This window comes from Marinobacter subterrani (genome assembly GCF_001045555.1).
GTDB lineage: Bacteria > Pseudomonadota > Gammaproteobacteria > Pseudomonadales > Oleiphilaceae > Marinobacter > Marinobacter subterrani.
In genome coordinates this window covers 160,478-177,298 of the sequence record NZ_LFBU01000001.1, presented here as the reverse complement: position 1 = coordinate 177,298, position 16,821 = coordinate 160,478, and the positions used below count along the sequence as shown (strand labels likewise).

14 protein-coding genes and 3 tRNA genes are annotated in these 16,821 nt (G+C 59.9%); 9 read left to right on the top strand and 8 right to left on the bottom strand.

What is annotated here, in order from left to right; genetic code table 11:
* Positions 1 to 36 precede the first annotated feature (36 nt).
* The 5 genes from msub_RS00795 (at position 37) to msub_RS00775 (ending at position 3,630) form a co-directional block, all read left to right on the top strand.
* Positions 37 to 1,050: a baseplate J/gp47 family protein gene (locus msub_RS00795; protein ID WP_197083762.1), complete on the top strand. Its 1,014-nt coding sequence runs from the start codon at positions 37 to 39 to the stop codon at positions 1,048 to 1,050.
* Positions 1,041 to 1,667, top strand: a complete 627-nt coding sequence (locus msub_RS00790) for a YmfQ family protein (RefSeq protein WP_048494263.1) — start codon at positions 1,041 to 1,043, stop codon at positions 1,665 to 1,667. Before msub_RS00795 ends, msub_RS00790 begins: the two co-directional genes overlap by 10 nt.
* A gap of 94 nt (positions 1,668 to 1,761) precedes the next feature.
* Positions 1,762 to 2,556: a gp53-like domain-containing protein gene (locus msub_RS00785; protein ID WP_048494262.1), complete on the top strand. Its 795-nt coding sequence runs from the start codon at positions 1,762 to 1,764 to the stop codon at positions 2,554 to 2,556.
* A gap of 16 nt (positions 2,557 to 2,572) precedes the next feature.
* Complete coding sequence (locus msub_RS20790) at positions 2,573 to 3,151, top strand: hypothetical protein (protein ID WP_053077920.1); 579 nt, start codon at positions 2,573 to 2,575, stop codon at positions 3,149 to 3,151.
* Positions 3,148 to 3,630, top strand: a complete 483-nt coding sequence (locus msub_RS00775) for a C40 family peptidase (protein WP_048494261.1) — start codon at positions 3,148 to 3,150, stop codon at positions 3,628 to 3,630. The genes msub_RS20790 and msub_RS00775 overlap by 4 nt, the downstream gene beginning before the upstream one ends.
* A gap of 177 nt (positions 3,631 to 3,807) precedes the next feature.
* Here msub_RS00775 and msub_RS00770 read toward each other — a convergent pair.
* From msub_RS00770 to alaS, 6 genes are all read right to left on the bottom strand, one after another.
* A tRNA-Arg gene (locus msub_RS00770) sits at positions 3,808 to 3,884 on the bottom strand.
* A 26-nt stretch (positions 3,885 to 3,910) separates the two neighbouring features.
* Positions 3,911 to 3,987, bottom strand: a tRNA-Arg gene (locus msub_RS00765).
* Positions 3,988 to 4,049: 62 nt separating this feature from the next.
* Positions 4,050 to 4,139, bottom strand: a tRNA-Ser gene (locus tag msub_RS00760).
* Between the two features lie 125 nt (positions 4,140 to 4,264).
* Complete coding sequence (gene csrA, locus msub_RS00755) at positions 4,265 to 4,462, bottom strand: carbon storage regulator CsrA (protein ID WP_008172808.1); 198 nt, start codon at positions 4,460 to 4,462, stop codon at positions 4,265 to 4,267.
* 186 nt (positions 4,463 to 4,648) lie between these two features.
* Positions 4,649 to 5,887, bottom strand: coding sequence for an aspartate kinase (locus tag msub_RS00750; protein WP_048494260.1), 1,239 nt, complete (start codon positions 5,885 to 5,887; stop codon positions 4,649 to 4,651).
* A 105-nt stretch (positions 5,888 to 5,992) separates the two neighbouring features.
* Positions 5,993 to 8,623, bottom strand: a complete 2,631-nt coding sequence (gene alaS / locus msub_RS00745; RefSeq protein WP_048494259.1) for an alanine--tRNA ligase — start codon at positions 8,621 to 8,623, stop codon at positions 5,993 to 5,995.
* Between the two features lie 141 nt (positions 8,624 to 8,764).
* On the opposite strand from alaS, the gene msub_RS00740 reads away from it, so the two are divergent.
* A complete protein-coding gene (locus msub_RS00740) occupies positions 8,765 to 9,319 on the top strand; it encodes an RDD family protein (protein WP_048494258.1) in 555 nt (184 codons plus the stop codon).
* Between the two features lie 24 nt (positions 9,320 to 9,343).
* Here the strand turns inward: msub_RS00740 and lptG are convergent, their stop codons facing one another.
* The gene (gene lptG / locus msub_RS00735; protein WP_048494257.1) at positions 9,344 to 10,405 is read right to left on the bottom strand and encodes an LPS export ABC transporter permease LptG; all 1,062 of its coding nucleotides are present in this window, start codon (positions 10,403 to 10,405) and stop codon (positions 9,344 to 9,346) included.
* Entirely contained in the window at positions 10,392 to 11,501 is a 1,110-nt protein-coding gene (gene lptF / locus msub_RS00730) for an LPS export ABC transporter permease LptF (protein WP_048494256.1), read from the bottom strand. Before lptF ends, lptG begins: the two co-directional genes overlap by 14 nt.
* A 244-nt stretch (positions 11,502 to 11,745) precedes the next feature.
* Between lptF and msub_RS00725 the strand changes: the two genes are divergently transcribed.
* From msub_RS00725 to msub_RS00715, 3 genes are all read left to right on the top strand, one after another.
* Complete coding sequence (locus msub_RS00725; RefSeq protein WP_048494255.1) at positions 11,746 to 13,239, top strand: leucyl aminopeptidase; 1,494 nt, start codon at positions 11,746 to 11,748, stop codon at positions 13,237 to 13,239.
* Positions 13,226 to 13,756, top strand: coding sequence for a DNA polymerase III subunit chi (locus msub_RS00720; RefSeq protein ID WP_048494254.1), 531 nt, complete (start codon positions 13,226 to 13,228; stop codon positions 13,754 to 13,756). Before msub_RS00725 ends, msub_RS00720 begins: the two co-directional genes overlap by 14 nt.
* Positions 13,757 to 13,964: 208 nt before the next feature.
* A complete protein-coding gene (locus msub_RS00715; RefSeq protein WP_048494253.1) occupies positions 13,965 to 16,817 on the top strand; it encodes a valine--tRNA ligase in 2,853 nt (950 codons plus the stop codon).
* Positions 16,818 to 16,821: the final 4 nt, after the last annotated feature.

The window sequence follows — 16,821 nt, the reverse complement described above, 5'->3', positions numbered from 1 at the left end:
TAGATGGGGTTTAAACGGCCTTCACTACCGGAGCTGATGGCGCGGGTCGACCAGGACCTGCTGTCACGGCTGCCCGGTGCGCAGGCGGCGCTGGCCACCCGCCTGACCCAGGCCCTGGCAACAAGCCAGGCCGGGGTAACGCACGGCCTTTATGGGTACCTGCAGTGGCTGGAACGGCAGATGTTCCCGGAGACCTGCGACGACGACCTGCTGCACCTGCACAGCGCCGGTGTTCCCCGCCGCCAGGCATCCCAGGCCACCGGCGAGGTGACCTTCACCGGCACCGATGGCGCGGTGATCATCGCCAGCACCCGCCTGCAGCTGGACGGCCAGGAGTACGAGACCGCCGAGGAGGTGGCGATCGCCGGAGGCACGGCCGTGGCCACCGTCGAAGCGCTGGAAGCCGGCGCGGCCGGTGATCAGTCCGCCGGTGCCGAGCTTAGCCTGGTGTCACCGATTCCAGGCGTGGACAGCAAGGCCGTGGTGGGGGCCGATGGCCTGCAGGGCGGTGCGGATCTGGAAGCCTACAGCAGCTGGCGCGATCGCATCCTGCAGCGCCGGGCACGGGTGCCGCGCGGTGGCGCCGAGGGTGACTGGGAAGGCTGGGCGCTGGAAGTGCCGGGCGTGACCAGGGCCTGGGAGGACCCGCTGGGCATGGGCGCGGGGTCTGTCGTGATCCGCATCATGGCCGACGATGCCGCCGACGGGCCGCTGCCGTCCCAGCAGCTGCTGGACGCGGTGTTCGACTATATCACCGAGCGCAAGAACGTGACCGCGCACTTGTATGTGATCGCCCCGACGCCGGTGGACTTCGCGCCGCAGCTGTCGGTGACGCCTGACACGGCCGAGGTGCGCGCGGCGGCAGCGGCCGGCCTGCAGGACCTGGTGGAGCGCGAGGGCGAACCCGGCGGCACCCTACTGATCACCCGCGTGCGCCATGCGATCAGTTCGGCGGCCGGCATCGAGGACTACGACCTGCAGTGGCCCACGGCGAACATCGAGTACGCCACGGGTGAGCTGCCCGTCTGGGGAGGGGTCACATGGATCTGAACCTGACCGCCCAGGACTACCGGGGGCTGCTGTTCAGCCTGCTGCCGCCGGGGATGGTGTGGCCAGTGGAGCCGGAGAGCAACGTGCAGCGGCTGCTGGACGGTTCGGCCCAGGAGTTCGCCCGCGTGGACTCGCGTGTCGCGGATATGCTGCTGGAAGCCGACCCCCGCCGGGCGCTGTACCTGTTCGAGGAGTGGGAAGCCAGCTATGGGCTGCCCGGCGATTGTGCGCCGGCTGATCAGTCCATGTCCGACCGCCGGGCCGCGCTGGTCGGCCGGGTGGTCTCACAGGGAGGCATGCGGGCGGCTGACTACATCGAGCTGGCCGCCGGGCTGGGTTACGAGAACATCGAGGTCATCGAGCTGCGCGAAGCCACGGTGGAGGTGAACACAGCTACCGGCCACGCCGGCGCAGTGATCGGTGACGACATTAACGGCAGCGACTGGGACTCCACCTGGCGCGTGCTGCTGCCCAACGGGGTGGTGCGCGAGTCAGTAGTGGACGAGGCGCAGATCGGCGACCCCTTGCGTTCCTGGGGCGACGAGCTGATCGAGTGCGCCCTGCGGGAGGCGGCGCCCAGCTGGCTGATTTTGCAAGTAGGTTACATAGAGGAGTGACATCGTGGAGAAAGTAGGAGTATTTACAGAACGGGCAACTGCCGAGGGCGAATGGCGCCCTGGCGACCCGGCAACGGGTCAGCAGGCAACGCCTATGCTGTCCGCATATTTCAACATGCTGCAGCGTGAGCTGCTGGCGATCCTTTCAGCCGGCGGCGTGGCGCCGGACATCAACACCGAGGACCAGCTGCTCGCCGCGATCCAGCGGCTGGCCGGGCGTGGCGTAACGACCGTTACCAGTGCGGAGTCCCCCAAGGCCCTGACTGTGGCCGAGTCAGGGCTGGTGTTGGTGGATGCGAGCGCTGGCAATGTCGACCTAGCGCTGCCGCCGGCCGACAGTGACGCCGGCCTGGGGTACACGATCGCGCGCACCGACAGCAGCGCCAACGCCGTGACGGTGACCCCGGACGGCACGAACCCGGACACCATCGAGGGCGCCGTCAGTGTCGCCCTGGAAGTTGGCCGGCGCATGATGCTGACGGCGGATGGGGGCACGGACTGGACCGCGCCGATGCTGGTGGCGACCGATGCCGAGGCCCGGGCGTTCGCTCCGGGGCGGTTGATTGACGGGGCGGCACTGGTGGCCGCGTTTGGTGGAGGAAACGGAAACAAAGCGAGGCCGGGCTACCAGAAACTGCCAAACGGATTGATCATCCAGTGGGTGAGTTTTTCATCTAGCTCCGGCTCTGCAACAGCGAACTTTCCAATTTCCTTTCCCAACCAAGTTTTTTCAGTTTTCGGCTCATTGAATGACAAGAATTCCGGTGTAACCGCAGGGATGACGCCATATTTTAATGCAGGGCAGCGTTATCTTAGCAGTCAGAATATATCGCTCAGTGGTTGGGATGGCGGCGAATGGACCGGCGATCTTGTTGCAATTGGTTACTAAGGCGAGGTTCGAAAAAATGTATTACAGCGCAACTGAGAATGCCTTTTTCGCAGGCGAATTCCGGGACGAATATGAGCGGGCAGGAACTTGGCCTGCCGATGCTTTCGAGGTCAGCGAGGAAGTCTTCGCCGAGTTCAGTAGTCAGCCACCCAGTGGTTACCGACGAGAGCCGGATTCCATCGGTCAGCCGTCGTGGGTCGAGATACCGGAACCTCCTGCCCGTAGCGTCGCAGAACTACATGTAGCTATAGACCGCTCGGCCGGAGTAGCCAGGGAGCGATTCGTTTCCCCCGGCTACTTGGTGGAACAAGAATACAAACGAGCCGAAGAGGCCGCGCGAAACTTCGCAGCAGCCGGCTACCCATCGTCCGATGTTCCAAGCGCTGTCAGCAGCTGGGCGACCGCCAAAGGCTGGACCAATCAGGAAGCCGCCGACGACATCATCGCTACCGCCGAACTTTGGTACGGAGCGATCGATCAGATCCGCGAGATCCGGCTGACCGGCAAGGCAGCCGTTCAAACAGCTGAGGAGGATCAGCGCGAGGCGACCGCACAGCAGTACATCCATCAACTGCATGCGATGGCGCCGGCATGATTACCCTGCAGTTCTCCACAACCAAAGGCATCGGCAGCCGGGTGATCCGCTGGGCCACCTGGTCGCCATACAGCCACGTGGATCTGATGCTGGATGATGGCCGGCTTCTGGGTGCTACGACGCGCCATGGTGTGGCGATTCGCGACCCGGAGCCGACCTGCGCCTGCTCCCGGTTCCAGGTATCTGCGCCGGCTGATGTTATCGCAGCCGCGCGCAGCCAGATCGGGCGGCCCTACGACTGGCCCGGCATCTTCGGCTGGGGCTTCCGGCGCAACTGGCAGGAACAGGACTCCTGGTTCTGTTCTGAGCTGATCGCCTGGGCATTCCAGGAGGCTGGCCACTCGCTTCTGAGGGCGGACAGATCCTGGAGGATCACCCCCAGGGACCTGCTGCTTTCGCCGATGCTTCTGGGCGTTGAAAACGGCGACCAGATGGCGCCGAGTAAAGGGGTATTTACGGGGGGCGGAAACGGCGGTTAAACGCCGGCTATTCCCTTGTCACAGACCTAGTGGCACGATGTCGCAATCTTTGCGGCGCGCTACAACTGGGCAGCGAACTCCAGAACCTTGTCTCGCGCTTCAGGCTCTGACACCCGGAGGAGGTTCCGAGATCTGCAAATAAAGAACCCCGCACATGGCGGGGTTCTTTATTTGATATGGCGCGGCTGGGAGGATTCGAACCTCCGACCGCCTGGTTCGTAGCCAGGTACTCTATCCAGCTGAGCTACAGCCGCTTGAAACGGGTGGCAAGGTTGATCGATGGCGCGGCTGGGAGGATTCGAACCTCCGACCGCCTGGTTCGTAGCCAGGTACTCTATCCAGCTGAGCTACAGCCGCACATTGATCACTTGCTCTGGTTGAATGCTAGATCAACCTGTCTCACTTTCCCATGAAGGAAATGGCGGAGAGGGAGGGATTCGAACCCTCGGTACGATTGCTCGTACGGTTCCTTAGCAGGGAACTGGTTTCAGCCACTCACCCACCTCTCCTTGAGAACGGGGCGTATACTACCATAATTTTTCTGTTTTCATAGGGTTGACACGAGTTTTTTCCGCCTCGATTTCCCTGGGCATTAAAAAAGCCGTTCAGGCTTCCCATGAACGGCTTTCGTCTATCAGCTGTTGCCGGGCTCCGGCTCTTCTGAGCCCTTTTCCGACTGGATGCGCTGGTAGATTTCTTCGCGGTGCACCGCAACTTCCTTAGGGGCATTTACACCAATGCGCACCTGGTTTCCCTTCACTCCCAGAACGGTGACGGTGATATCGTCGCCGACCATCAGAGTTTCGCCAACACGGCGAGTTAGAATCAACATATCCCTTACTCCCTATCCAGAGCTACCTGTTCCGACAAATGGTTATTATCTACTTATTGCTTTTATAGTGGGATCACTTACTGATCTAAAGACGCACATTCCCTTATACGGTTCACGTTTGTCATAGGCTCAGTATATGACGCCCTTTTTCCGAGGCCCCGCCGACCGACCTTTTATCTGCGGATTTCAGGCCTCTTCCGATACCGCGGGCTTGTCCAACTCAAACGCACTGTGAAGCGCGCGAACGGCAAGCTCAAGGTATTTTTCATCGATCACCACGGAAATCTTGATTTCGGACGTGGAGATCATCTGGATATTAATGCCTTCGTTGGACAGCGCCTCGAACATCTGGGTTGCCACCCCCGCGTGGGAGCGCATACCGACACCCACGATGCTGACTTTGGCAATCTTGCTGTCACCGGCAACTTCACGGGCACCAAGCTCGTCGGCAACCCGCTGAAGCACCTCTTTCGCCCGCTTGAAATCGTTACGATGCACGGTGAACGTGAAGGCGGTGCGGTTATCTTCACCCACGTTCTGGACGATCATATCCACTTCAATGTTGGCATCGCTAACCGGTTTCAGAATACGCAGGGCGCTGCCCGGGGTATCGGGCACACCGGCAATCGTCAGTTTGGCTTCATCACGGTTAAAAGCGATGCCGGAAACAACCGGTTGTTCCATGGCCTTTTCATCCTCAAGAGTAATCAGGGTCCCTTCCCCTTCCTGGAAGCTGGAAAGAACCCTTAGCGGAACATTGTATTTACCTGCAAATTCTACCGAACGGATCTGGAGTACTTTCGAGCCCAGGCTGGCCATCTCGAGCATTTCCTCGAACGTAATCCGCTCCAGCCGGCGGGCAGTATCCACAACCCGGGGATCGGTTGTATAAACGCCGTCTACATCTGTATAGATCTGGCATTCATCCGCTCTGAGCGCAGCCGCCAGAGCCACCGCCGTGGTATCAGACCCTCCCCGGCCCAGCGTGGTGATGTTGCCACTTTCGTCGATTCCCTGGAATCCGGCAACCACAACCACCCGGCCGGCGTCCAGATCTTCACGCATGCGCTGCTCATCGATCTGCCGGATACGCGCCTTGGTGTGACTGCTATCCGTGAGGATTCGCACCTGGGAGCCGGTGTAGGAGCGCGCATCACAACCACGCTTCTGCAGTGCCATGGACAGCAGCGCAATGGTTACCTGCTCACCGGTGGAGACGAGAACGTCCATCTCCCTGGGCGTCGGCTCCTCCATGATATTATTGGCCAGGGCGATCAGCCGGTTGGTTTCACCGCTCATGGCGGAGACCACGACAACCACATCATGACCTTCCTTGCGGAAACGGCACACCTTCTCGGCAACCGCTTCAATCCGCTCGGTGGTTCCCACCGAGGTGCCACCAAATTTCTGAACCAACAGAGCCATTGTTTTCCCAATATCCGAAACGGGGACTCACAGCGGAGCGTCGCTCCGCCAGTCAAAACAAACGGGCGGGATTATAAACCCCCGCCCGCTGCCAAAAACAGTTGCTTAGGCGATATTTTTCTCGACCCAACCAGCCACACCGGCCAGCGCATCCTCAAGTTTCGACGGATCGTTTCCGCCGCCCTGAGCCATGTCGGGCCGTCCTCCGCCCTTGCCATCCACCTGGGCAGCCAGATGCTTCATCAAGTCCCCGGCCTTGATCCGGCCAGTGGCAGACTTGGTTACGCCAGCAACCAGAGTCACCTTGCCGTCTTCAACACTGGCGAGTACAACGACACCTTCGCCCAACTTGTTCTTGAGCTGGTCAGCTGTTTCCATCAGGGCCTTGCGGTCTGCACCTTCCAGTTCCGAGGCCACTACCTTGAGCCCCGCCACGTCGACGGCTGTGCTGGCAAGATCGGTCCCGGCAGACGAAGCCAGCTTTGCCTTAAGGGCATCCACTTCCTTCTCAAGCTGGCGACTACGATCAACCGTCTGCTGAACCTTTTCTACCAGGGATTCGCGAGTACCCTTCACCAGGCGCGCAGCCTCTCTCAGGGTTCGCTCAGTACCATCAATCCAATCCAGCGCGCCCATGCCTGTCACTGCTTCAATGCGGCGCACGCCGGAAGAAATACCGCTTTCAGAGGTGATCCGGAACAGACCAATGTCGCCCGTTCGGGAAACGTGGGTACCGCCGCAAAGCTCAACCGAGTAGTTGTCGGTTCCCATGCTGAGCACCCGGACCACATCACCGTATTTTTCACCGAACAGGGCCATGGCGCCCTTTTCCTGGGCTTTCTCCATGTCGGTAACTTCGGTCTGTACCGCGCTGTTTTCCAGGATCTGCTCGTTCACCTGGCGCTCGATCTCACGAAGCTGCTCCGGGGTAACGGCCTCGAAATGGGAGAAGTCGAAACGCAGTTTGTCCGGATCCACCAGCGACCCCTTCTGGCTCACATGCTCGCCCAGCACCTTGCGCAGGGCTGCGTGCAGCAAGTGAGTGGCGGAGTGGTTGCGCTTGGTCCGCTCGCGGCGGACATGGTCAATCCGCGCATCCACTTCCAGGCCCGGGAACAGCTCGCCTTCGATCAGGGTGCCAAGGTGCAGGTGATTATTACCTTCCTTGCGCGTATCCGTTACCTTGAACCGGCCACCGCTCCAGGTCAGCAGACCGGTATCGCCGACCTGACCACCGGATTCGGCATAGAAAGGCGTGCGCTCAAGCACCACGACGGCTTCATCACCGGCTTCTGCCGCTTTCTCTTCGCCGTTGACAATCACGGCGCGGATTTTCTCGTGGCCGTCAATGTGCTCGTAACCGGTAAACTCGGTCTTACCCTCGAGCTGCAGACCGGCGGCGTTGTAGTCGATACCGAACTTACTGGCTGCCCGGGCACGCTCGCGCTGACCTTCCATGGCTTTCTCATAGCCTTCGTAATCCAGCGTCAAGCCTCGCTCACGGGCGATGTCGTTGGTCAGGTCAACCGGGAAACCGTAGGTGTCGTAAAGGGTGAAGATGGTCTCGCCCGGAATCTCTGTGCCCTTGAGCTCGGCAATATCCTGCTCGAGCAGGCGCAGCCCCTTGTCCAGGGTCTTGGCGAATTGCTCCTCCTCCTGCAGCAATACCTTTTCAATCTGTTTGCGGCTGCTGACCAGTTGCGGAAAAGCCTCGCCCATCAGCTCAACCAGGGCGCCGGTGAGCTTGTAGAAGAACGGCCCGGTTGCACCCAGTTTGTTACCGTGGCGTGCGGCACGGCGAATGATCCGGCGCAGCACAAAACCGCGACCCTCGTTGGAGGGCATGACACCGTCAGCAATCAGGAAGGCACAAGAACGGATGTGATCGGCGACAACGCGTAGGGATGCCTCCGTGGTGGCTGCACCGCCCAGAATCTGGGAGGCTGCGGCCAAAAGATCCTGGAACAGATCAATCTCATAATTGCTGTGCACACCCTGCAAAACCGCGGTGATTCGCTCCAGCCCCATGCCAGTGTCAACAGACGGCTTGGGCAGTTTCAGCATCTCACCGTCGGCGGTGCGGTTGTACTGCATGAACACTACGTTCCAGATTTCGATGTAGCGGTCGCCATCTTCTTCCGGTGACCCGGGAGGTCCACCAGCAACGCCCGGGCCGTGATCGAAGAAGATTTCAGTACAGGGCCCGCAGGGGCCGGTGTCGCCCATCTGCCAGAAGTTGTCAGAGGCGTAACGACCACCCTTGTTATCGCCAATACGGACGATACGGTCTGCCGGCACACCGATTTCCTTGTTCCAGATATCGAAGGCCTCGTCATCTTCGGCGTAAACGGTTACCCAGAGTTTTTCCTGGGGCAGGTTCAGCCAGTTCTCGCCGGTCAGAAATGCCCAGGCGTAATTGATCGCTTCGCGCTTGAAGTAGTCACCAAAACTGAAGTTGCCCAGCATCTCGAAGAAGGTGTGGTGACGGGCGGTGTAGCCGACGTTTTCGAGGTCATTGTGTTTGCCACCGGCGCGGACACATTTCTGGGAGGACGTTGCCCGGGTGTAGTCGCGCTCTTCACGACCCAGGAACAGGTCCTTGAACTGGTTCATTCCCGCATTCGTAAACAGCAATGTGGGGTCGTCCGCAGGTACCAGCGAACTACTTGGAACAATGGTGTGACCTTGCTGCTTGAAATAATCCAGGAACGCCTGTCGCAACTCTGCGGTTTTCATAGCCCTTTGATACCTTTCCAGAAACCCGGCGGGGACACCGCCCGGTCCGCGATTGAATACGAATACTTACATGCTTGTGCAAATCCGCTACTCTAGCACACGCCGAGAACAGGAAAAACGTGAAACATCACAGGAGACTCCATGCCCCGACGCTTCCATGACGCCGAGGAACTGTTACCCCCCGCCACCGCCCTGAAGCGTGCCCTGGCGATTGTTTATGACGGTTTGATCAGCATTGCCGTGCTGCTGGTGGCCACCTGGGCCTACACCATGGTGTCCGGCTCGATTACCGGCTGGGATCACTACGAACAGCTTGCCGAAGCCAACCAGCTTTCCGGTGACCCCGGCCTGACCTTCGTACTTTTCCTGGTGCTCTACCTGTTCTTTGCCTACTTCTGGACCCGTGTCGGGCAAACCCTGGGAATGCAGGTATGGCGAGTCCGGATCGAGAACCTGGACGGCACTTCCGTGAGCTGGACCCAGGCGCTGATTCGCTATGTGACGGCGGCCGCGGTTATTTTCGTGACTCTGCTCGCGGGCTATTACCTGAGTGTGGCAACGCTGTTCCTGACCATTCCGGCAATAATCGCCCTGTTTTACCCGATCAACGGCCTGTCGGCCACAGACCGGCTGTCTGACAGCGTGGTGGTCTCCCTGCCCAGGTCCTCCGCCAAGAAGCCATCCGGCACCAGGTGAAAATCATAACCGTGGCAGGGCCAGTCAGCCGGCCCTGCGCATCAGGATGGCCCCTGCCACAGCACTGATCGCGATGGGCACAAGCACGGCCAGCAGCGGGCTGAACCCGTAAACGAGACTCATCGGCCCCAGCAGATCCTGCATATACTTGAAAAGAAGCCCCACCAGAAGGCCGGTAAACACCCGGAAACCCATGGTGACCGAGCGCAAAGGACCGAAGATGAAGGAGATGGCAACCAGCACCATAACCGCAGTACCCAGCGGCATCAGCGTCTTTTTCCAGAACGCCAGCCAGTAGGGCGCGCCACTCAGGCGCTGCTCGCCAAGATAGGTGGCGTAGGTATACAGCCCGGACATCGAGAGGTTTTCCGGTTTAACAATCAGCACGCTGAGCAGACTTGGAGAAAGGCCAGTCTCCCAGCGAAGGGTCTGATCCACATCCAGAACCGTCTGTTTATCCTCAAACCGGGTCGTGCGCACCTTTTCCAGCAACCAGTAATCACCCTGATAGATTGCCCGTTCTGCAAAGCTCGCTGCCAGCAATTGCCGGTTATCATCAAAACGAAAGCGCGACACCCCGTGCAGCACACCGTTCGGCTGCACTGCATTCAGGTGAATATATTCATTGCCTTCCTTGTGCCAGACCCCGGACGCCGACACCACATTACGGCCGGCACCCAGTGCCACCGCCTTATCACTCTGGGCAACGCGCTCTGCCGGGGGCGCCACGTACTCGCCGATCAACACACCGAGAATCACGACCACGAGTGTCGGCTTCATGGCCGACCAGACAATGCGCTTGAGCGACACGCCAGCGGCGCGAATTATGGTCAGTTCGGACGAACTCGCCATGGACCCGAGACCGACCAGGCACCCCATGAAGGCACCAAGAGGCAGATAATCATAAATCCGGCGTGGCAGGGTCAGGAACACATACCAGAGCGCCTCCAGGGTCTGATATCCGTTCCGGGTATCGTCCAACTCTGCGATAAACGCAAAAATGAGGTCAAGCGACAGCACCACCACCATGACCAGAAACATGGCGCCGCCAACGGTACGCATCACATAGCGGTCAATCAGGCGCATGGCTGCCCCCTTCACGCTTCAGGCGCCGCCGGTACAACCAGGCGGGGCCGAACTGGAGCCACAGGCCCAGCCCCAGAAACAGGGCGTGTACCCAGAGCATGCCTATCCATTCAGGAACCTTGCCCTCGGCCAGCCAGTCCCGGGCGACAATCAACAGCCCGAGGTAAGTGATGTATACCAGCATCGCTGGTAACAGGTGAAAGAACCGGCCCTGCCGCGGGTTCACCCGGCTCAGGGGCACGGCAAGCAGGGTTACCACCGGTACGATGAGCGGCAACGAGATGCGCCAATGCAGCAGCGCACGATCCTCAGGTCTGTCTGATTCCAACAGACTCCTGGTACTGACGCCATCCTCCAGCTCCCGGGTACCGGCTTTTCCACTCTCGATCTTCAGGCCATAGGCTTCAAAGTCGATGGTCTTGTAATCCAGCTCGCCCGCAGAACCCTCATACCGGCTGCCCTCCTCGAGAATCAGGAAGCGGCTTCCGGTTTCCGGATCCACCAGTTGAGCCCCGGCATCCGACGTAATAATGGTCAACCCACTGCCATCCGGCGCGTACTCGGCGATGAACACCCCTTTAAGCTGAAGTTTGTCCTCACTCAAACTCTCGGTGTAGGTAACACGACCACCTGTGGAGAAACTCTGGAACCTTCCGGGCGCCAGCATTTCAAACCCGGTCGCCTTGCGTTGCTCGTATATGATTTTCTCAACCTTATTCATACCCCATGGCGAGGCGTAAAGGCTCATGGCGCCGACGATCAGCATTACCGGGAGACTGCCCAGAAGGGTTTTTCCGAGCAGCGACTTTTCACTCAAGCCGCAGGCAAACAGCACCGTCATCTCGCTCTCCAGGTACATGCGCCCATAGGCCAGCAAGATCCCGATAAACAGTCCGAGGGGGAGAATCAGTTCGAGAAAGCCCGGAAACCGGTAGGCCATGATCTCAGCCAGCACGCCTGCGGCAATCTCACCCTCCGCAGCATTACTCAGATACTTCAGGAAACGACCGCTCATAAAGACAAGCAGCAGGATGCCGGATACGGCAACCATGCTGACCATGACCTGGCGAATGAGATAACGGAAAATGATGGTCAAATCGGTCTCTCTGACTGTATCCGCTGAAACGTGAAGGATGCCCGGGAACTGCGCGTATTCTATGTAACCTTGATGCTGAATGACAGAGCAGCAGCATTACGCCGGCATGAAGGGCCCTACAGGCGCGCAAGGGGCATCGGCCGCTTGATAAATTCCGGGCCAGCCCCAATGCTAGACTAGATAACATTCAAGCATGATTCCCGCCCCTGGCGGACGTCTCCCGAAAAATCAAAAAGGAGTTGCCATGAATTTCAGCCTGAGCAATAAAGCCATCGCCAGCACCAAAGCGGACTGTCTCGTTGTCGGCGTGCCCGAAAAAGGCACCTGGCCGCAGTTCACCAACCAGGCAGACGAGGCGCTGGGCGGGCTGATCAAGAAACTCCAGAAAGCCGGTGACATCAGCGGCAAAAATGCCACCACCGCGACCATCCCGCTTACCGACCAGCCATGGAGCCGCCTGCTGGTGGTTGGCACCGGTAACGACAGCGATCGAACACCGGCGAATTACCGCAAGGCCCTGATCGCGATGATGACTGCCCTGAAGGACGGCCCGTCGAAAAGTGTCGCCGTCGCCCTCGCCGACACTCCGGTAACCGGCGAAGACGCGGTGAGCTCCGAGGCCGCCCGCCTGAGCCTGATCGGCCGCACGCTGGAAGACCAGTTCTATACGTTCAGCGACTTCAAGAGCGAAAAACCGGCGGCCCGCAAACTGAACAAAATCGTTGTGGTTGCCTCCAGCGCCGCTAAAGACCTGAAGGACGCCTTCAACCTGGGCCTTGCCACCGGTCGCGGCATGAACCTCACCCGCGACCTCGGCAACACCCCGCCCAATGTCTGCCACCCCGAATGGCTGGCGCAGCAGGCTAAGAAGCTTGCAAAGGAGCACGACTGCATCAAGACCGAAGTGCTTGATGAAAAACAAATGGAAAAGATGGGCATGAACACCATCCTCGCAGTCGGCAAGGGCAGCACCCAGCCGCCTCGGCTGATTGTGATGGAATACCGGGGCGGCAAGGCCAAGGATAAGCCTCACGTTCTGGTTGGCAAGGGCATCACCTTCGACACCGGTGGCATCAGCCTCAAACCCGGTGAAGCAATGGACGAGATGAAGTACGACATGGGCGGCTCCGCCAGCGTGTTCGGCGCCATGCAAGTGCTGGCCGAGACCCAGCCCAAAATCAACGTGGTGGCGGTGATCGCCGCAGCGGAAAACATGCCGGACGGCGGCGCCTCGCGCCCGGGCGACATTGTTACCACCCTCTCCGGCATGACCGTGGAAATCCTCAATACCGACGCCGAAGGTCGCCTGGTGCTGTGTGACGCCCTCACCTACGTGAAGAAATTCGATCCCGCCGCGGTGATAGATCTGGCCACACTCACCGGCGCCTGCATTATCGCCCTGGGCAACCACGCCACCGGCCTGCTCGCCAACAACGACGAACTGGCCAACGAACTGCTGGCCGCCGGCGAACGTGCCGGCGATCGCGCCTGGCGCCTGCCCCTCTGGGACGAATACCAGAGCCAGCTCGACAGCAACTTCGCCGACATGGCCAACATCGGTGGCCGCCCGGCCGGTACCATCACGGCCGCCTGCTTCCTGTCTCGCTTTGCCAAGGACTACCGCTGGGCCCACCTGGACATCGCCGGCACCGCCTGGCACTCCGGCAAAGCCAAGGGCTCCTCAGGCCGCCCGGTGCCCCTGCTGGTCGACTACCTGATGTCCCATGCCGGAAAATAATCCGGCCACTGGCCAGGGGCAAGGTAACGCGGAGACCGGCAGCCCCGCTGCCGGCCCCTCCGGCCAGGAGGACCGGAACCAACGTTACTGGTTCCACATCCTCGCCCAGAACACCCCCGCCGCCCGCAACCTCCACGCCGCCAGACTCGTGGACAAAGCCTGGCAGCAGGGTGACCGCGTGTGCATCGTCTGCGATACCATGCAACATGCGGAAGAGCTGGACGACCTGATCTGGAACTTCAGCCCCGACGCCTTCATCCCCCACAGCATCGTCCCGGACCCTGCGACAACCTGTTCCGATCCCGTTGGCATCCTGCTCTGCCCCCCCGCTCCGGAGGATTGGGATACGGTGATTGTACTTTCAGCCACCTTGCCTGCGGATTCAGACCGTTTTAAACGGCTTGCGCTGATTGCCCATAATGATCCGAATGTCCTGAACCAGGCCAGATCGCATTTCAAGCAGTTAAGAGCAATGGGGATTGAATCGAGAGTGCATGACCAAAGAAAACGGGGGTAGAGTCTTGTCGGGTTACGCTTTGCTAACCCGACCTACGCGCTTTGCTATCTCGCAAGCGAATTGCACATAGATCAAAACTCACCTGCACTAACTCCTCAGTCCTGAATCAAGGAGCCACCTCCAGGGTTCGCCGCATCACCGGCGACCATGTATAATCGGGCGTCTAATTTTCCCCTTGTGAATCAACCAACGGTCACTGCAGAACCCCATGGAAAAAACCTACCAGCCAGAAAACATCGAGCGCCAGTGGTACGAAAACTGGGAATCCAAAGGGTACTTCCGCCCATCCGGCGAAGGCGAATCATTCAGCATCGCCATCCCGCCGCCTAACGTCACCGGCAGCCTGCACATGGGCCATGCGTTCCAGCACACCATCATGGACACCCTCACCCGCTTCAAGCGTATGCAGGGCCGTAACGCACTGTGGACCGTCGGCACCGACCACGCTGGTATTGCCACCCAGATGGTAGTTGAACGCAAACTGGCCGCCGAGGAAGACAAAACCCGCCACGACCTGGGCCGCGAAGAGTTCATCAGGCGCATCTGGGACTGGAAAGAACACTCCGGTGGCACCATCACCCGTCAGATCCGTCGCCTCGGCAACTCCGTGGACTGGGACAACGAACGCTTCACCATGGACGACGGTTTCTACAAGGCCGTGCAGGACGTGTTCATCCGCCTGTACGACGAAGGCCTGGTGTACCGAGGCAAGCGGCTGGTGAACTGGGACCCGAAACTGCACACCGCCATCTCGGATCTCGAAGTAGAGAACAAGGAAGAAAAGGGCTTTTTCTGGCACCTGCGCTACCCACTGGCCGACGGCGCGAAAACGCAGGATGGCAAGGATTATGTCATCGTTGCTACGACCCGACCGGAAACCATGCTGGGCGACACCGCCGTAGCCGTTCACCCGGACGATGAGCGCTACCAGCACCTGGTTGGCAAGCAGGTGCTGCTGCCACTGGTAAATCGGCGCATCCCCATCGTCGCCGACCATCACGCCGACCCGGAAAAAGGCTCCGGCTGCGTGAAGATCACCCCGGCCCACGACTTCAACGACTACGCCGTCGGCAAGCGCAACAACCTGCCGATGATCAACGTCATGACCCAGGATGCCAACATCCGGGCCGTTGCTGAAGTATTTAACGCCGACGGAACCGAAAATACCGACCTCGACGGCCAGATCCCGGCCGTTTATGCAGGTTTAACCCGCGAAGCGGCCCGCAAACAAATCGTCGCCGATATGAACGAGGCTGGCCTTCTGGAGCGGGAAGAAGACCACGTACTGAGTGTTCCCCGGGGCGACCGATCCGGCCTGATCATTGAGCCGATGCTGACCGACCAGTGGTTCGCCGATGCCAAAACCCTTGCCAAACCCGCTATTGAGGCGGTGGAAGACGGCCGCATCCAGTTCGTACCCAAACAGTACGAAAACATGTACTTCGCCTGGATGCGCGACATCCAGGACTGGTGCATTTCCCGCCAGTTATGGTGGGGCCACCGGATACCGGCCTGGTACGACGCCGACGGCAACATCTACGTGGGAAGAAGCGAAGACGAAGTCCGACAGAAACACAGCCTGCCCGCCGATCTGGAGCTGAAGCAGGATGACGACGTCCTGGACACCTGGTTCAGTTCTGCCCTCTGGACTTTCGGCACCCTGGGCTGGCCGGAAATCACCGAGCGCCTGAAGACCTTCCACCCCACGGATGTCCTGGTGACCGGCTTCGACATCATCTTTTTCTGGGTTGCCCGGATGATCATGATGACCATGCACTTCATGAAGAATGAGGATGGCACGCCCCAGGTGCCCTTCCATACCGTATATGTCACCGGCCTGATCCGGGATGAACACGGCGACAAGATGTCCAAATCCAAGGGCAACGTGATCGATCCGCTGGACATGATCGACGGCATCAGCCTGCCCGACCTGCTGCAAAAGCGCACCGGCAACCTGATGCAGCCCAAACTGGCCGAGAAGATCGGCAAGCGCACCCAGAAGGAATTCCCCGACGGCATTGCTGCCCACGGCACCGATGCCCTGCGCTTCACCCTGGCAGCCATGGCCACCACCGGCCGTGACATCAACTGGGACATGAAGCGCCTGGAAGGCTACCGCAACTTCTGCAACAAGCTGTGGAACGCCGCCCGTTACGTACTGATGAACACCGAGGGCGAAGACTGTGGATTCAATGATGAGCCGGTGGATCTGTCCCTGGCGGATCGCTGGATCATCAGCGAGTTGCAACGCTGCGAGCAGGATGTCATCCGCCACCTGGACCAGTACCGCTTTGATCTGGCGGCCTACGCCCTGTATGAGTTCATCTGGAATGAGTACTGCGACTGGTATCTGGAACTGTCCAAGCCGGTACTCAACGATGAACATGCCAGTGCGGAAGCCAAACGCGGCACCCGCCGCACCCTGGTGCGCGTGCTCGAAGCCGTCCTGCGCCTGGCGCACCCGATGATGCCTTTTATCACCGAGGAAATCTGGCAGCGCATTGCGCCCCTCGCCGGCGTGACCGGCGACAGCATTATGCTGCAGCCGTTCCCGCAGCCCGATGCCGGCAAACAGGATTCTGCAGTTACCGCAGACATCGAATGGCTGAAGGGTGTCATCGTCGCGGTGCGTAATGTTCGTGGCGAGATGAATATCTCCCCGGCGAAAAAAATCCCTGTTCTGTTGCGCGGCAAAGACGCGGACGATAAGCGCCGCATGGATGACAACCGCCAGTTCCTGGGCTCACTGGCCAAACTGGAGAGCCTGGACTGGTTTGAGGGTGAAAAAGCCCCGATGTCGGCCACCCAATTGGTGGGTGAAATGGAAGTGCTGGTTCCGATGGCCGGCCTGATCGACAAGGATGCGGAACTCAAGCGCCTGGACAAGGAACTGGAGCGCCTGCAGAAAGAGATCGGGCGCCTGGAAGGCAAGCTGGGCAACGAGAAATTTACCGCCAAGGCCCCGGCCGACGTGGTCGAGAAGGAACAGGAAAAGCTCCGCGACGCCCAAAGCAGCCAGGCACGCCTGAGCCAGCAGCGGGCCGATATCGAGGCCATGTAACCGG

Coding starts and splice junctions, on each gene's coding strand:
- msub_RS00795 (WP_197083762.1), top strand. CDS start 37: ATGGCGCGGGTCGACCAGGACCTGCTGTCACGGCTGCCCGGTGCGCAG.
- msub_RS00790 (WP_048494263.1), top strand. CDS start 1,041: ATGGATCTGAACCTGACCGCCCAGGACTACCGGGGGCTGCTGTTCAGC.
- msub_RS00785 (WP_048494262.1), top strand. CDS start 1,762: ATGCTGTCCGCATATTTCAACATGCTGCAGCGTGAGCTGCTGGCGATC.
- msub_RS20790 (WP_053077920.1), top strand. CDS start 2,573: ATGTATTACAGCGCAACTGAGAATGCCTTTTTCGCAGGCGAATTCCGG.
- msub_RS00775 (WP_048494261.1), top strand. CDS start 3,148: ATGATTACCCTGCAGTTCTCCACAACCAAAGGCATCGGCAGCCGGGTG.
- csrA (WP_008172808.1), bottom strand. CDS start 4,462: ATGTTGATTCTAACTCGCCGTGTTGGCGAAACTCTGATGGTCGGCGAC.
- msub_RS00750 (WP_048494260.1), bottom strand. CDS start 5,887: ATGGCTCTGTTGGTTCAGAAATTTGGTGGCACCTCGGTGGGAACCACC.
- alaS (WP_048494259.1), bottom strand. CDS start 8,623: ATGAAAACCGCAGAGTTGCGACAGGCGTTCCTGGATTATTTCAAGCAG.
- msub_RS00740 (WP_048494258.1), top strand. CDS start 8,765: ATGCCCCGACGCTTCCATGACGCCGAGGAACTGTTACCCCCCGCCACC.
- lptG (WP_048494257.1), bottom strand. CDS start 10,405: ATGCGCCTGATTGACCGCTATGTGATGCGTACCGTTGGCGGCGCCATG.
- msub_RS00725 (WP_048494255.1), top strand. CDS start 11,746: ATGAATTTCAGCCTGAGCAATAAAGCCATCGCCAGCACCAAAGCGGAC.
- msub_RS00720 (WP_048494254.1), top strand. CDS start 13,226: ATGCCGGAAAATAATCCGGCCACTGGCCAGGGGCAAGGTAACGCGGAG.
- msub_RS00715 (WP_048494253.1), top strand. CDS start 13,965: ATGGAAAAAACCTACCAGCCAGAAAACATCGAGCGCCAGTGGTACGAA.